A 17,175-nucleotide genomic window follows, 5' to 3' on the forward strand; every position below is an offset into this window, starting at 1 on the left:
GATGAATATTGGATTAACAGGCGGAATCGCGTCAGGCAAAAGCAGTGTTTCCGAGTTTCTTGTAAGCCTCGGTGCAATTCTGATTGATGCAGATAAAATCGCTCGGGAAGTCATGCTTCCCGGGCACCCTGTGCTTGCTGCCGTTGCGAGACAATTTGGACAAGCTGTTCTGCTAGAAGACGGGGCACTCAACCGTAAGAAGCTCGGTGAGATTGTTTTTAATCATCCAGAGCAGCTTCAAGCTTTAAATGATATTACCCATCCTGCCATTCGTCAGGAAATGAGAGATCGTAAGCACACTTACGAAGAGCAGTTCCCAGACCGTCTTGTTGTTTCCGATATCCCGCTATTGTATGAGTCGGGGCTTGAGAATGAGTTTGAACAGATTATGCTTGTTTACGTGCCGCGAGCGGTACAGTTAGACCGGTTAATGAAGAGAGATGGAATGGATGAACATCAGGCAAGTCGTCGTCTGGAAGCGCAGATGGATATAGAAGAGAAGAAACAAAGAGCTGATATTATTATTGATAATAGTCGTGATTTTGAAGAAACGAAGAAGCAAATTTTGGTCTATTGGCATCGTGCGGGGCTGTCATGAAATGGATTCGTAAAAAAAGAGTACTGCTTGTTCTTCTTGTTTCTTTTGTTTTTCTTCTTTTCTTTAATACGAACTGGATGTCTTGGTTTTATCCGATCCATTATAAAAACGAAATTCGAACTCATGCTGATACGTACGAGGTGGACCCGTTTCTGGTTGCATCCATCATTCGAGTGGAGTCCAATTACAAACTAAGCCGGGAATCTAAAATGGGAGCAATCGGTTTAATGCAGCTAATGCCGGATACGGCGAACTGGATTCTAGAGAAAGAACAGATGAAGGATGTTACGATGGATGAACTGAAACATGAACCTGATGCAAACATTAAAATAGGCACATGGTATATTGATTATTTGTCAGATCATTTTGACGGAAATCCGATCGCGACGATTGCTGCCTATAATGCAGGTCAAGGAAATGTAGGGAACTGGATCAAAAAAGGAATGTGGGACGGGAAACTCGACACGATTAATGAAATTCCAGTGGGAGAAACCCGGCACTATGTACAGCGAGTCATATACTATTATAATCAATACAAAGATATTTATCAGGAATTCTGATTCAAGTAGTCTTTAAATAGAAAAGAAGTGCTGGACAGGCCAGCCGTTAGGCTAGCCTTTACCAACACTTCTATGGTTACTTATTAGTGAAATTGACCAGCGAGTTGTTGTTCACCGATTGTTACAAGACGTTTAGTGATGTAACCACCGATAGAACCGTTCTCGTAGGAAGTCATGTTACCTTGGTATCCATCTTGTGGGATGCTGATACCTAGTTCTTGAGCGATCTCATACTTCATTTGCTCAAGAGCACCAGAAGCTTTTGCTACAACTAGTGTGTTAGAGTTTCCGTTGTTACCTTGTGCCATTGCTTTCACCTCCTTGCGAGTTGGTAAAAGTATTATGTCTCGCATATGGGATTTTCATTACACTTTTTAAAAGAAAAATAGTTGGTAAGTATATACAATAAAAGGAGTGATGTACGTGAAGTGTCCGTATTGCGCGTACGGAGGTACTAAAGTACTGGATTCTCGCCCTGCGAACGAGAACAAATCTATTCGTAGACGCCGTGAATGTGAACAGTGCAGCCGCAGATTTACCACCTTTGAAACCATTGAGGAAACACCGCTTATCGTCATCAAAAAAGACGGGAGCAGGGAAGAGTTTAGCCGGGAGAAGCTGCTGCGAGGTTTGATCCGGGCTTGTGAGAAACGCCCAGTTTCTGTAGAACAGCTCGACAGCATCGTGTCTGAAGTAGAGACGTCTTTACGGAATACGGCAGTTGCTGAAGTAGAGAGCAGAGATATTGGGGAACTTGTAATGGAACAGTTGTATCCAGTTGATGAAGTTGCTTATGTACGCTTCGCTTCTGTATACCGTCAGTTCAAAGACATCAATATGTTTATGAAGGAACTGAAAACATTGTTGTCCAAGGAGCCCTACGAAGAGTAAGCATACTTAAGTGAAAAGGAGAATTTCCTTCAATGATGAAAAGTCGTCAGGTATGGCTTGAATCCATGTTTCGTATTGCAGATCCTGTCTTGGAAGCTTTATCGAACAAAAGATTAAAGGAAATGATGCCTGTGGAATCTCCTTCTGCTGGCAGAGAGACTTATGCTTATTTAGAGGCACTTGGCAGATTACTTGCTGGGATAGCACCCTGGCTAGAGCAAAAGCATGATGGGGAAGAAGAGAAACTGAGAAGTAAGTATGCCTTAATGGCAAGAAAATCTATTGATGCTGCGACCGACCCGATTTCTCCAGATTTCATGAACTTCACAGAAGGTGGTCAGCCGCTCGTAGATGCTGCCTTTTTATCTCATGCCGTAGTACGAGCTCCTCACGAACTTTATGAACAGCTCGAGCCCAGGGTGAAAAAACAGCTTATTCATTGTTTAAAACAGACTCGCCGGATTAAGGCAGTTCCTTCAAACTGGCTGTTATTTTCGGCAATGGTCGAAGCCGCTTTATATGTAATGGGTGAAGAGGACTATGACGTAATGAGAGTGGATTACGCTCTAAAACAGCATGAACAGTGGTATGTAGGAGATGGAACCTATGGAGACGGGCCGAACTTTCACTGGGATTATTATAACAGCTTCGTTATCCAGCCCATGCTCGTGGATGTTCATCTTACATTTCGAGGGTTACATGCGGATTGGGACTCGGCTTATGAATCTGTGATGATAAGAGCAGTCAGGTATGGTACCGTACTTGAGCGGATGATCTCGCCTGAGGGAACTTTTCCTCCGCTTGGACGTTCGCTTGCCTATCGCTTTGGCGCTTTTCAGATGCTATCCCAGCTTGTACTTATGGGAACGCTCTCACCGGATTTAAGTTTTGCGAGTGTACGGTGTGCGCTTACGGCTGTTCTACAAAGAACGATGGCTGCAGAAGGAACATTTGATGACAATGGATGGCTTCAAATTGGTTTTTGTGGTAAACAGCCTGATATTGCTGAGGGGTATGTATGTACTGGAAGCTTGTATCTATGCAGTACTTTGTTTCTGCCACTGGGACTGCCAAGTAACCATTTTTTCTGGACTTCTCCAGATGAACCTTGGACACAGCAAAAAGCCTGGGGAGGGCAATCTTTTTCACTGGATCATTCGGTATTTTAGTTCTAATCTACATACGAAGAACCCCGTCTATGGGCACGAGGTTTATTAATACTAATGAGATTTATTTCTAAAAGAGAAGGTGATGAGATAAACAAGATTACAATAGCTGAAAAATTGTGGAATGTTTTTTTGTTTGCTTTACTCTATATTCTTTTTTATATTGTAGGGAAATATATGATTTTTTCCTACGTTCAATTGGATTCGATGGTATACCAGAATTTGATTGAAATTTTGTATTTGGTTATTTCTTTATTTTTATCAAGATTGTTATCTGTAACGGTTTTATCGTTCGATCGTATATTGATTAGATCGTTTTTGAAGGACTGAACAATGGATTATAATCGCTTTTCTTTTCTTGAAGAGTAAGCTAATTTTTTTGTTTATACGATTCTAGTACTTGCAGAACTGTAAATATAAATGGTATACTCATTCAAGTGAGATGATTTATGTCTACATATAATTTTATAATTAAGGGGCCTTAGCTCAGCTGGGAGAGCGCATCGCTGGCAGAGCAAAGCTCAATTGAATAACGAATGTATATGTGGGGAATTAGCTCAGCTGGGAGAGCGCGTCGCTGGCAGCGACGAGGTCAGGGGTTCGAGCCCCCTATTCTCCACCACTACCGCAGATTATACCCTCCAGTGGAGGGTTTTTTATTTGTCTACATTAATGGTATTTGATGTATATAGGTGAAGGGGAACGTATATTAATACAGTGTAGGCTAGTCCCGGTAACATCACGGTAACTTTTGCTGTATTAAAAACTCCAAGGTATGTGGAATAATCAGAAATAATGAAGAACACATAAAAAAAGAACAAGCTAATTGCTTGTTCGGAGAAATTATCTCTTGGTGTTTATTTTCTTTCTGTACTTCTTCAAGGCGTCCGCTTGCATCCCTTTTATGACATGTTGATAAATGTCATTTGTTACACGTGTAGAACTGTGCTCTAATCTGGAAGAAGTTATTTTTGAATCAACCCCAGCCATAAGTAGATGAGTAGCATGACTGTGTCTTAATTCGTGTACTGTGACTCTGGTTAATCCTGCATTTTTCAATATCCGATATAATGTACGTCTTAAATTACTTGGATTTACCGGGGTACCTATTTGAGTTGGACAAACTAAGTTTTTATCTTGGTACAAGTTCCCGGCACAATGTTTAAAGTTTCTTATTAGTCTTTGTTGGTCTTTTAATACCTCGATAATCTCATCATCAATCTCTACAGAGCGGCGACTGGACCTATTTTTGGTTCCTTCACTAACTGAGTTGTCTTGACTATTATGTGTACGGACAACACTTATGGTTCTGTAGTCAAAATCAATATCACTCCATGTAAGTCCTAGTATTTCTGATTTCCTCATACCAGTAGTCAGCGCCAAGTAAATTGCGCAAAACAGAGAATCACCTTTTGCAGCTTGAATTAAAGTGGTAACTTCATCAGGCTTTAGAACGCTATGTTCTTTAGAATTTACAGGAGGTAACCTATAGAAAGAAGTTATATCTTTTGGGATTTTTTCGTCTCGATAAGCTTGAGCCAATGCCATCTTCAAAACTTTCAGTGTGTCATGAATTGTGCGGCTTGATAGTTTTTTTTCTGTCACAACTTTCTTTCCTTTATAAATAACCTTGTTCTTTCCTATCAAATACCTGTGTAATTCAGTGAAGATATCTTTGGTAAGTGTAAATATCTTCTCATTCCCAAAGCCTTCCACAATATGCTGAATACGTTGCTTGTATGATTCTAGTGTGACTTTCTTTAATGTAAGTTCTTTAACTAAAAGCCAGTATTCAAGCCATTCCCTCAGCGTCATTTTGATTGGTTCAATATATGTCCCTTTATTTTTCTTATCTTTTAAGTCAATAAGGTCTTTATAAGCGTCAGCTGGGTTTGAGTATCCACCGTACTTCTTTTGATGTCTCTTTTTGTTCATTGGTTCAGTTGTAGATATTATGAAGTAGTAGGACTTACCGTTGGTATCAGTACGCTCATAAATACCAGGATATTTTTTAGTTCTTGCCATTATCAAGTAACTCCCTTGTATGTTTTTTTATCTTCTCCACGTCTGATTTTACAAGCTTGGATGAAAACCTCGAACAGTTCACTTCGCCAATTGCCTAATGAAAGATAGAGCGAGAAATCCTTATAATTGTTGTAGAGGTGGATACCGGCTTTTACCAGCATATTGTGATTCAAATATTGTTAATGTAACAATTAAAAGGTCTAAGACCGTTTGAATAGGGTTTGCCTTCGCATATGTCATAAATAACCGGTATGAGTAACAAAATAAAAGCTGGTGTGGTACCCTATATCTTTTAGGATATAGGCTACTTTTAAAGGAATGATAGAAATTGCGCTCGTGTTCTTCATTTACAAAGTACATTGTAGAACCCTCCATTATATTAGTCAGTTTTCTGTGATTTTTAACCATCAAACCATTTCAAGAAGCACTTCTTACTAATACGGATAGTACGACCGATTCGCACAACATGAAATTCATTTTTGTTTACAAGCTCATATCCTTGTCCCCTACCAATTGCTAGAAAAGACGAGATGTCTTCAACTTTCAAAGTATCGGGAAGTGCTTCTCTATTCATGTATTTGTCACTACGTTTTGCCATTTTGTTTTTCCCCCATATGTAGAATTTTCACAATGGTCGAACCATTGCTTTGATGTGTAGGATTAATATATAACTTTGAAAATCCGATTTGCGGAAAATCGCCGTTTTTATTTTTATCCAGCATATGGGTTTGTTACATTCTAACCCAAATGTTTTTTTTGTGTTGAAACTATATCACGAAATCGTTATTGAACTAGTTCCGGGCTTACTGTTTTTATATCCTAGCAAATGAAAAACTCGATTTGTGAAAAATCTCCTTTTCATTTTGTTTTCAAATTCGAACAATTTGTGAAGTGTTCGAGCACACTAACTTTTGACTGGTTAAACTGCTTACGCTTTAAGTATGGAATGTTTACAATTGATATAGAAAATTAACTCTAGAGAGGAAATACGCTGCCTCCGTTGTACCAGGGTTATCTTTGTTTGAGTACCAAGTTAAATTTTCAAACGGAAGTTGAAGAAACCTAATATAATTCCAAAAGAAAAGCGGTCTGCTCGGACTGCTTTTCTTTTTTTTGTAAAGGACATCATTATCACACAATGATGTCCACCTACTATTACCAGTTTTGGCTCTATGCGGTATACTTATAAAAACATATATTAATTTGTCGAATGGTGGTGAAATCGCTTGAATATTTTCGAACGAATACCTGAGAACTTCTTTTCAATCCTTACTACTAAATTGAAGCACCTCCATACAGACTTGCTGTTTCTAATTTATCAGCAATTTAAAAGTAGTATTTACATCATTGAGCGCGATGTGGTGATAGATTATTTCGTTGAATACCTTGAAACGTATCCAGTAACAAATGTTGAAAGTGATGAGGAAAGTGATTCATTGACCACTTTACCAAAAGAAACTCGGTTGCTAGCTTTCCACTTTTTAAACAAGTTTATTGAGCACGGTTGGGTAGAGCTTGAACAGCAACCTAACTGGTCCTATAAAGTAATTATTCCTGATTATGCAATTCGAATCTTGGATACTTTTGAAAAAATTGCATTGGGATACCAAATGGAGTTTCGTGGACAAGTTCTTTCCATATTTCAAAATTTAACCGGTACTGAAGGCTACAGATATATTGCTATTCAACAAGCTTACGAAACGACAGATGCATTTTTAAATGGTCTTCGCGAACTGAATCATAACATTAAGCGTTATATGGAGGAAATGTTAGCATCAACAAGCATCAATGAATTGCTCCATCATTTATTTGTTGTATACAAGGAACGTATCCTGGATACCCATTTCTATCGTCTTAAGACATCTGAGCATATTTCGAAATATCGTACACAAATAATCCGCCGCACGGAAGATATGCTTTACAATCGGACGGTTATCGAAGAACAAGCTCAATTAATGGTGAATGACCGAGTGGCAAAATCGACCCATGAGGCAATTCAAACTATTGATAATTGGTTGGAATCTATCGCAGCTTCTTTTCGAAATGTAGCGGAACTCGAAAACGAAATTGATTCTCGTAATCAGAAGTATGTAAGGGCAGCTGAACGTAGGATATCCCTTCTATATAATAATTCAGGGAATCTTGCAGCTCATATCGGTTCTATTCTTAAGTTCCTAAGTGGTTTGATTAGGAATGGAGAGGGCAAGGGTGAGTTGCCAGAGAATTTTTCGCAATTTATACAGTTATATCGACAGGAATTTCTTGATATTAAAAGCCCATCTGTAGTGAGAAGCGCCAATGCTAAAATTGCTCAAACTCCGTTAGATATTATTGAAATTGATGAAGAAAAGAAACTTCAAAAATTAAAAGAACTAAGGGAACGTACTAAAGAAGTTAAAGCTGTAGAACAGATGAATGAATTTGTGAAAAAGGCGCTAAGTGATAAGCTTGATATACATATATCTGAATTCCCGATGGCTGACACAGAGGATTGGCTCAATGCAGTTTACACGGTCATAAGAAGTACGTCGAAGAACTCCATTTATAAAGTTGAAATGGAAAGTGATTCAAAGATACTGGTTAACGTCTCAGTAGGCAAGTTGCCCAATATGAAGGTTAAACTGAAAGAAGGACGCTGATTATGGAATGGATGAAAACGTATGAAAATCTAACTGAAAAAGAAAAAGAGGATTTTGCTCTAACGGTAAACCGATTGTTGGCACAAACATATTTAGTGTACTACAACGATGACGATACACGACTATACAGGTTTGTTGAAAGATACCATGAGTTAATTAAGGAGTATATGCATATTGGTGGTTGGAAAGTATCTCTGCATCGTGACTTTCGAATAGTGTCAGTTTCAAGTGCTTTAGATAAGAATAGATTACATTTAACAATTGAAGAGACAATGTTTCTCTACATTTTGCGGCTCCTATACGATGAGAAGTTGAAGGAACTGACACTAGCTCCGCAAATTACTGTAACAATTCAAGAATTACAGGATAACTATGTATCTCTTCAGATTTCAAAACGTTTACCAACTAAAGACACAATGAAGAAAACTCTTCGAATTTTTGAGAAACACTCCCTCATTAAATTAGTTCAAGGCAACTATGATAACCCGGAGAGTATTTTAATAATATATCCGACGGTAACAATAGCCACAACTATTCAGGCTATAGAAGAATTTAGCACAAAGCTACTAGAGAAGTCGAAAAGTAAAGGGGATGTAGACATTGAGGAAATTGATGAAAGCGAAGTTTATTAACTTTCATTACTTTACAAAGGAGACAATAGAATTCGAAGGTCTAGCAACCGTCATTACTGGATACTGGAGCTGGTAAATCAACGATAATTGATGCTCTTCAAATTATTTTTTTAGGAGACCTCCGAAAGATTAAGTTTAATGCTTCGGCTCATGAACATAAAACCGAGCGTTCATTGGTGTCTTACCTGCGAGGAAAAGTAGGAACTGTAGAAAAAGATTTTTTGAGAAATACTGACTTTACTTCTTACATTGTAATTGAAATTGCTCATCAAACAAATGCAGGGAATATCCCTTACTTAGTTGGAGCGGTTTTTGATTATCAGCATAGCACACAAACTGAGACCCATTCTTTCTTCAGCATCCCAAAAGTCCCGCTGAATGATGAGCTATTTATTAACGGTGGTACTCCAAAGACTAAGGAAGAATTTTTTCGGGACTTAAAGAGAAATAATATTTCTCATAAACCTTTTCATAATGACTTGGAAGGGTATAAAAGCGATTTAAAAACTATTCTTGGAAATATCAAGGATTCATTTTTTACGTTGTTACCCAAGGGAATAGCTTTCTCGCCAATTACTAATCTCCGTAACTATGTATATGATTATATTTTAGACGAGGAACCTGTTGATGTTTCAAGAATGCGTGATTTTATGGAGCGTATGGAGGAACTTAACCGGATGATTATTCGGGCAGAAAATGAGATTACAAAGTTAAGTGAAATAAATAACCTTTATGAAAAATACGAAAAAATAACACAAGGAATTGTGTTGAATGATTACTTAATTAAAAAATATGATGTAGAATCTGCAAATGAACAAATCAAGATATTTAATGCAGATATTAAATTGGATATTGAACTTCAGAATAAATGCATACGTACAATTGAGGCGTTAAAAAACAGTTATAAGATGTTGGATGTAGAAATTGGTGAGCTCAATAAAGAGGTGTGGGCACACAATTCAACCATAACTGCTGATAATCTTCGTTCACAGATTAATTCACTTAATTCGAACATTGATGAACTCGAGAGCTTGTTGACGGAGCTAAAGAACAGCTCAAAAATAGAAATAAGGGAATTAAGTAAGTTAGAGTATTTACTACAACACTCCGATTCCCCAGTAGAACTTACTCATTCAATACTAGAAGTAAAACACGCTATGGAGGAATTTGTGGAGAGCAATGCATTTCCACAAAACAACTCATTTTTGGCAAAAAAATGGGGCGACGCGTATCAGTGGCTACAACAGCATCTATATAAAATTGAAACTGAACAAAGAACCGGGGAACAAGTTCTTAACGAATTAGATAGAACCATAAATCAACTTGAGAATCGCAACATACTTTCAGAAACTTCACCTTCAATGAAACTAAAACGTCTTCTTGAAGAACATTTAATTCCAATTGACAATAAGCAAGTAAGGGTAGACATCTTTTGCGAAGTAATAGATGTTTCGAATGACGAATGGAAGAATGCGATTGAAGGATATTTGCATACACAAAAATTTGATATTTTGGTATCTCCAGGTCACTTCGAGCAAGCTCTTGAGATTTATGAGAGAATGAAATTTAGCTATAAAATTGAGAGGATAGGTCTTGTAAATACAGATAAATTAGTATTAAAAAAACCAACTGCTCTGCCTGGGAGTCTCGCGGAAGAAGTTACGTCTACCTTAACTTACGCTTTAGATTATGTAAATCAGCTTTTGGGTTCGATATTAAAAGTTAGAGATGTTTCCGAACTGAAAAATCACTCAAGAAGTATCACTTCAACTTGTATGACATACTCAAACTTTACCGCTAGGCAAATACCCAAGGAAAGATACGAAGTTCCTTACATCGGTAAAGATGCTATTGAAGCTCAACTTAAATTTAAAAGGTTGGAGAGAGTTGCATTAGCTCAGCATTTGGAAGTGCTCGGAAATCAAATTGATGAATTTAAAGTGCTGCGTAATTTTAATTCAAACAAGCATGATAAGTTCGCTCAAATGAAAAGCAATGTAGATAAAACCCTCAATTTGTACTCGTTATCCATGAAGGTTAGCGAATTAAACCAGAAACTGATTGCTATTGATATGACGGAAGTAGAGGGCTTAAAACAAATAATTAAAACTAAAAAGGCTGAGGCTGAATCAGTTAATGAGGATTCAAGAAAAAAATCTGCGGAAGAAGCAACAATAAAACAACGGATAGAAAATAATAGAGCAGCATTAATTGATTTTCAGAACAATTTGGCAACAGCCACTAATACCCTTTATGAGTTTGAAGAAAGACAAGTCTCATACAAGGTGAGTGACTTAGAAGCGATTTGGAGAGAGGAATTACTTAATCATCCATACAGCCAAATTAAAAAAAATGCTCTTAGTAAAGTTGAAAAATTAAAAGATGAGAAAGGGGTATTCTGGGGAGATATAAGAGTAAAACGAAACGATTACAACCGCGAATTTGATATAGGCTATGACGCTCAAGAAGAAAGTAATGATAAATATAAGAGTCGACATTCTTATTTAGAGAATGAAAAAATAGTTGATTTTAAAGAGAAAGCTGTTGAAGCTAAAGAAATGGCTCAACAATCTTTTAAAGAAGATTTTATTGCAAAACTCAAGGAACAAATAGAGCGTGCTGAGGAGGATTTCAATGCTCTGAATCGCTCGTTAAAAGACATGAAGTTCGGAACGGACCAATATCGCTTTACTTATGGAGCGCGAAACGACAATGAAATGATGAAGTATTATAAGATGCTAAAGGACCCTAATCTTATTGGAGCGTCAATTTTTAGTTATTCATTCCAGGAAGAATATAAGGATTTAATAGAAAATTTATTTGACGCAATTATTCGTTCAAGAGAGTTGCGGGATTATAATGAGCTCTTAGATTACAGAAGTTATTTGGATTTTGAACTTAGTGTGAAGGACAGCCAAGGGAATACTATTGAATATTCAAAGGTTGCCTTGGAAAAATCAGGCGGGGAAACGCAAGTTCCCTTTTATGTTGCTATTTTGGCATCATTTTACTACACATATCAGTTATTTAGAAAGACCGACACTTTCCGTCTGGTAATTCTCGACGAAGCATTCAACCGCATGGATGCGGAACGAGTTGCAGAAGCGATTAAATTCATTAAGAGTTGCGGCTTTCAACCGATAATCGTAACACCTACGGGGAGCGTTCATATGTATTCAATACATATGGAAAACACTTTTGTGGTATTAAAGGACAATTATCATAGTTTTGTTGCCCCATTCAGTATTAATTCGGAGGAACAGGATGCTTACAGAACAACAGAAACAACTACTCCATAAGTTAATAGACAAATATGAAAATCGAAGTGCTTATGGTGCAAATGAAAAATTGAAACAACGTGTAAAGATTGGGATTAACGAAAGAGAATTTCCTGATTATTATCATACTAGTGAGAGTAATTATAGGAAGGAATTTAATATAGATTGTAGCGAGCTCGAAAAAGCTGGTTATTTGATATGTGATTGGGAGAAGTTCAGTAAAGGTGAGGAACTGAAGAGAATTAGTTTACATGAAGACGCTGTTCCGAAAATTCTGAGGGTCCTCAATAGGAAATCTAAATCAGAACAATACTGTCAGATGGAACATATCTGTTTAGAATTAATGCAAGAAGCGCCACGCGAATTACACACTTTTTATGATGATATGCTACAACAGATAAGAAATATAAATCCATTGCCTTCAATCTTTTCTTTGAAGTCTGAAGATGAGACAAGAAGAGCTATTCATGGTTTGAATCAACTCTTCCTGAATGACAAAGAGATTACAATGCGCAAATGGAGTATTAAATTGTACAACGACTCAAAAGAGTTTGAGTATTATGGGAAAAGGATTATTAATGTAATCAAAAAGTATGTTTCGCCGGATAAAGAGGACATGGACGAAAAGGGAATTCTTGAAACATTCGGAGTTACCGTAAAGCCGTTAATGGTGAAGATATATGGAAAATGGGTGATTCAAACCGATTATGGAAAGATTGACTTCGCGGCGGATAGATTTGGCATAGGAATTCACCCCGAGAATTTAAGCATCCTTAATACGGAATTGTTGGATGTTAAGGCGATAGTTACAATTGAAAATGAAACATCATACTATGATTACATTGAATATTGTCACAGTAACCAATTAGACCACCTTGTAGTCTATTTAGGAGGTTTTCATAACAGCGCAAGGCGAAAGATACTAGTATCAATCAGTGAGTGTGTAAATGCCCGAAAAATGGATGTTAATTTTTTTCACTGGGGAGATATTGATTTAGGCGGAATGTTCATTTATAAAAGATTGTGTGAAGATACCGGTATCTTCTTTACTCCCATTTATATGGACCCAAAAACTTACTTAAAGTTTGTTGAACACGGCAGTCCAATTACGGAAACGTATATTCAAAAAATAAGCGCTTTGTTGGAGAAAAATGAATTCTCGATGTTTCATGATGTGATTCCTCTGATTCTTAACTATAAGCGGAAAATTGAGCAAGAAATTGTGGATATTAATATGTAGAGTGGTTCGGGCATCCAGTTCCTTGGATGCCTTTTTTCATGACTAAGTTTAATAAGAGTATGTAGAAAACTATTGAATTAAGTTTTTCTGAATTTTCTACAATCGTTCTAATCAACTTGCTATACTGTGAACTAAGAAACATGAAAGGCTAATAAATCAGGGATGCGTGTTCATGAAAAAGTGCTTGAGTTACTGAGCGTTCCGCAGACTACAATAGTGCTGTTAAAGAGCCCAAGAAGCGATTCTAATGCTCTTTTTTATTTGCAGAAATTTGTCCCTATTAAGCTTCTTTTCTAATTTCAAAAACAAAAAAGGACATTGAAAAAACTTACATAGTCGCTGTCTTCTTATTATAAAATTGAATCGTATTTTCCAGATTGGTATAATTATTGAATCGTATTTTCCGGTTTTCCCCCTCATTATGAATCGTATTTTCCGAGTGGATAATCCGCCTTCATACCTTGTAAATCAACATATACGGGCAAATTCACCCTATGTCTCCTTCTTAATATTTCCTCATTATTTTCTGAGTTTTTATATTATTGGGTTTATTTTCAATTAAATGCATGAGCTCCTATCTCATATATAATAAATTCAATAATTAAGAACGAGAATTTTGAACGAAAATAATACTCCACAACTAGTGGACATATTAAAACATAAAAATATTTGGTATTTTGTCCTTTAATTGAACGAATAGATATTAAAACATTAAACCCACTGAACGGCACCCGGGATGAACCCCGGCTGCCTAAAATCTTCTTCTCGCAAAACAAAAAACAAAATGAACTGTCAACTCAAGCCCCTTGAAAACAGCGAAAATATGAAAGCAGATAACCACCCCAAAGAATGGTTGCTTACCAAACCCATGAATCATTTAAAAAGCGAACGTATTTACCTGGTTTTCGCTCTTTCTTATCATTCAATTGAATAAGTCACGAAAAACAATTAAAATCCCTAAAAATAGTGACTTTTTGTAAGGGCAAGTCTATTGAGAAAAACTTGCATAATACTCGACATATCTCGGAACGAGCAAACGAAAGCTCAACATGATTGCCCTTGGAAATTGTAAATAAGCAGAAATAACGATATTATCTAGAAATTGGTTTCCAATCACGTGTCGAAAGCTTATTGTCAACATACATAAAGAGTGTCGAAGCAAGAGTTTGATTGTGTGTAGGAGCGATAAACCGAAATCCGGTCTTAATGGAACTTCTTCACCTTGAATTCACACGGAATACATTTAATAACTAAAGAGATTGAAATGGTTGGCATTTGCAAAGTATGAGAAAAAGTAGTACTAGCATGTTTCATCTAGTCGTTTACAAGATTTCAGTCTCGAATTTTGATAGAATTAAGAAAAGATGTTAGTGGAGGGATAGCTTGTTTACATCATTAAAGGTTGAAAATTATAGGGGTCTTAAAGAAGTCTCAATTCCAATGTCATCGTTTGTATGCATAATAGGTGAAAACAATGCGGGTAAATCAACTACGATGCTTGCTCTTAGTTTATTTATATCTGGCTCCAAATTAGCAAGCACTGATTTTTTCGATGGTTCTAATCCAATACGTATTGAAGTAGAGATTGAAGTTCAACAACAACTCCTCTCGTCATTAAGTGCTGTTGATAAAGTAATTATAGAAGAATTGCTATGTGACGGTAAAATCACTTTAATAAGAAAATATAATTCCGCAGATATAACAGGTGTTTTATGCATGAGAGAAAGTGTCCCAGCAGATGAAAGATACAACATAAAGAAGCTTGAAGAACAATTAACTGGAAAACGTGGAAATGAAGTTGAATTCTTAATGATAAGTATTTTTCCTGAGCATACAGACGTATTTAGTGGAGTAACTACTCAAAAGAAAGCAAAAGAACTGACCGAAGAATTGATTTCTCAACTCCCGCAAGAACAATTTGTTGAAGTCGATAAACCTTTACCTAATGGAGTTGCGACAGTTATAAAAAAAATACTTCCTGAACCGATTCTAATACCTGCAGTGAAAGATATATCAGATGATGTAAAGACCAAAGAGTCTGCAACTTTTGGAAAGCTCCTATCGGTACTTATGAATTTAATCGAAGGTGCAGATGAAGTTAAACAAATAATAGATTCTTTTAATAGGCTCCAGGGATTGTTGAACAGAACTTTAGCTGCGGATGGGAGTATTCAAGATAATAGGCTTAGTCAAGTGATTAATATTGAAAGTTCAATAAATACATATTTAAAAGAGAATTTTCCGAAAGCAAACCTGGAGTTCCAAATTCCTCCCCCTCAATTGAAGCAGGTATTTTCCACAGCGCAAATTATGGTCGACGATGGTGTTAAAGGAGATATTGAGTCAAAGGGGGATGGCTTAAAGCGTGCAGTAATGTTTTCAATTCTAAGAAGTTATGTAGAGTTAAAAAGACAGCAAGATAACACCGACGCTCCCCTTGAAGCCACGAATAGGCAACATTATATTTTTTTATTCGAGGAACCTGAACTGTTTCTGCACCCACAATCTCAAAAGGTGATGTTTGAAGCATTATCAAATTTATCTTCTGTACAACAAATTGTCACCACAACTCACTCTCCAGCCTTTTTTTCTCCAACTTCCACCGGTATCTTTGTGAAAATGTGCAAAGAATATACTACTGGAAGTAAACCAGCTTCAAGAGCGATTTTTGTTAATTTACATAATGATATAAGTAAGAAAGATTTATTTCAGATATTATGTTATGAAAATAATACTGCTGCATTTTTTGCGCAAAAAGTGTTGTTAGTTGAAGGTGACTCTGATATTTACTTCTTTAAGCATATCTCGAAAATTTTAAATAGCGAATGGGATTTCGATAAAAAAGGCATTCCTGTTATTAGGCTAAACGGAAAAGGCAATGTTTCTCGCTTTAAAGAATTTTTCGGTCACTTTGGTATCAAAGTATACTGTATTCTCGACCTAGATGTTTTAATTGGTGGATTTGGACAGTTGCAAGCTGCCGCTACATCTACTGAAATGAGAGCTGTGATGTTAGAAAAAGTAGATAAAATAATTGTTAAGGAAGGAGTTGGAATTCCATTAGGAAAAGAGAAAATACAGAGACTTGTTCAAAGTTACACATGGCGGCAGAGATATAGTAAATTCATGGAATTAGTTGATAAAGTTTATTCCGGTAGTCAAATAACGGATGAAGAGAAAACGGAACTTGAGAATCTCTTTCCAGAGGAGAAAAATGAGGGACGAAAACTTGTTCTTCAAAGAAGCTTGGAGGAGATTCCTGATAAATTATCCACGATTATTGCATTATATGATGAAAATACATTTGTATTATCTCAAGGGGCTGTAGAGAATTATTACCCTCCTGGGGCTCAAGGGGGAGATAAGCCATCAAGAGCTATGCAAGTTTGTGAACATCTTAAATCAAGAGAGGATATAGACCGTATCTGTCCTACATTTGAGATTAATGGGGAAACTCTAATTGAATTTGAACATATCTTTAAGCGTGTGTTTTGTTAATTCAATTCCATGTCCAATGCTAATATTAATATGAATTGGTAAAAACTAAAAATGGTTGGTGAGAAAAATGGATGATAATTCAAATGCACTACTAGCTTTTTATATGGAGAAATTTGAAAATGTACCTGTTGATGAAGTTAATGATTTCATATGCAATAATTATGGTTTTGCTGGTGATAATAATCAATTCATTAACACTTTAATTAATAACTTCATACTTGTTCAAAGTGAAATCGTTAGGGATTTGAAAGAAATAAATGAACAAATTGAAGTTATTAATGATAAGCGTAAAAGAGTTGAGCCTAATAGCTATCAGTTTAGGAAGCTTGAATACTGTAAAAGAATAAACATCGAAGCAAAAGAGGAGATACAATTATTCTTAACTGAAAAATCCGTTGATTATGTGAAAAACCGTGTTATAGAGAAAAAGGTATGGGAACGCTCTACAACTGACTTAGGTAAAATGTTTGACATATTACCTTACAACTACTCTGTATTCAAGAATTTTTATAATCCAGATTATGATTTTTCAACTGATACAAAATATAGATTCTTTGTAAATCACAACCCCATCAAAATTCAAGAGAAGATAGATTTGAAGTCTACGGATTCTGATGAATATCACAAAGGAATTAATTCATTAATACG

Annotated in this window: 12 protein-coding genes, 1 tRNA gene and 2 pseudogenes; 12 read left to right on the top strand and 3 right to left on the bottom strand. The window is 36.4% G+C overall.

The features are described from left to right. Position 1 precedes the first annotated feature (1 nt). Entirely contained in the window at positions 2-598 is a 597-nt protein-coding gene (gene coaE / locus KFT32_RS23145; RefSeq protein WP_211749801.1) for a dephospho-CoA kinase, read from the top strand. Then, on the top strand, positions 595-1,158 hold the full coding sequence (locus KFT32_RS23150; RefSeq protein ID WP_211749802.1) for a lytic transglycosylase domain-containing protein: 564 nt from the start codon (positions 595-597) through the stop codon (positions 1,156-1,158). Before coaE ends, KFT32_RS23150 begins: the two co-directional genes overlap by 4 nt. A gap of 83 nt (positions 1,159-1,241) precedes the next feature. Here the strand turns inward: KFT32_RS23150 and KFT32_RS23155 are convergent, their stop codons facing one another. After that, entirely contained in the window at positions 1,242-1,466 is a 225-nt protein-coding gene (locus tag KFT32_RS23155) for an alpha/beta-type small acid-soluble spore protein (RefSeq protein WP_211749803.1), read from the bottom strand. A gap of 115 nt (positions 1,467-1,581) precedes the next feature. Between KFT32_RS23155 and nrdR the strand changes: the two genes are divergently transcribed. From nrdR to KFT32_RS23170, 3 genes are all read left to right on the top strand, one after another. Further along, the gene (gene nrdR, locus KFT32_RS23160; protein ID WP_211749804.1) at positions 1,582-2,049 is read left to right on the top strand and encodes a transcriptional regulator NrdR; all 468 of its coding nucleotides are present in this window, start codon (positions 1,582-1,584) and stop codon (positions 2,047-2,049) included. Positions 2,050-2,081: 32 nt separating this feature from the next. After that, on the top strand, positions 2,082-3,218 hold the full coding sequence (locus KFT32_RS23165; RefSeq protein ID WP_211749805.1) for a DUF2264 domain-containing protein: 1,137 nt from the start codon (positions 2,082-2,084) through the stop codon (positions 3,216-3,218). Between the two features lie 543 nt (positions 3,219-3,761). Beyond that, positions 3,762-3,837, top strand: a tRNA-Ala gene (locus KFT32_RS23170). 221 nt (positions 3,838-4,058) lie between these two features. Here KFT32_RS23170 and KFT32_RS23175 read toward each other — a convergent pair. Then, positions 4,059-5,240 (bottom strand): tyrosine-type recombinase/integrase, encoded by a 1,182-nt coding sequence (locus tag KFT32_RS23175; RefSeq protein ID WP_211749806.1) that lies wholly within the window; start codon positions 5,238-5,240, stop codon positions 4,059-4,061. Positions 5,241-5,640: 400 nt separating this feature from the next. Further along, positions 5,641-5,838: a helix-turn-helix domain-containing protein gene (locus tag KFT32_RS23180; protein WP_249436090.1), complete on the bottom strand. Its 198-nt coding sequence runs from the start codon at positions 5,836-5,838 to the stop codon at positions 5,641-5,643. A 628-nt stretch (positions 5,839-6,466) separates the two neighbouring features. Here KFT32_RS23180 and KFT32_RS23185 point away from each other — a divergent pair. The 7 genes and pseudogenes from KFT32_RS23185 to KFT32_RS23215 form a co-directional block, all read left to right on the top strand. After that, positions 6,467-7,879 (top strand): Wadjet anti-phage system protein JetA family protein, encoded by a 1,413-nt coding sequence (locus KFT32_RS23185; protein ID WP_211749807.1) that lies wholly within the window; start codon positions 6,467-6,469, stop codon positions 7,877-7,879. A 2-nt stretch (positions 7,880-7,881) separates the two neighbouring features. Continuing rightward, positions 7,882-8,511 (top strand): DUF4194 domain-containing protein, encoded by a 630-nt coding sequence (locus tag KFT32_RS23190; RefSeq protein WP_211749808.1) that lies wholly within the window; start codon positions 7,882-7,884, stop codon positions 8,509-8,511. A 56-nt stretch (positions 8,512-8,567) separates the two neighbouring features. Beyond that, positions 8,568-8,654, top strand: a pseudogene (locus KFT32_RS27740) (ATP-binding protein); the annotation flags it as partial. 33 nt (positions 8,655-8,687) lie between these two features. Then, the gene (locus tag KFT32_RS23200) at positions 8,688-11,810 is read left to right on the top strand and encodes an ATP-binding protein (protein WP_211749809.1); all 3,123 of its coding nucleotides are present in this window, start codon (positions 8,688-8,690) and stop codon (positions 11,808-11,810) included. Then, the gene (locus KFT32_RS23205; protein WP_211749810.1) at positions 11,776-13,029 is read left to right on the top strand and encodes a Wadjet anti-phage system protein JetD domain-containing protein; all 1,254 of its coding nucleotides are present in this window, start codon (positions 11,776-11,778) and stop codon (positions 13,027-13,029) included. The genes KFT32_RS23200 and KFT32_RS23205 overlap by 35 nt, the downstream gene beginning before the upstream one ends. 1,383 nt (positions 13,030-14,412) lie before the next feature. Beyond that, on the top strand, positions 14,413-16,527 hold the full coding sequence (locus KFT32_RS23210; RefSeq protein WP_211749811.1) for an ATP-dependent nuclease: 2,115 nt from the start codon (positions 14,413-14,415) through the stop codon (positions 16,525-16,527). A gap of 67 nt (positions 16,528-16,594) precedes the next feature. After that, positions 16,595-17,175, top strand: a pseudogene (locus KFT32_RS23215) (hypothetical protein); the annotation flags it as partial.

It is taken from the genome of Paenibacillus sp. Marseille-Q4541 (assembly GCF_018310695.1).
Classification (GTDB): Bacteria; Bacillota; Bacilli; order Paenibacillales; family Paenibacillaceae; genus Paenibacillus.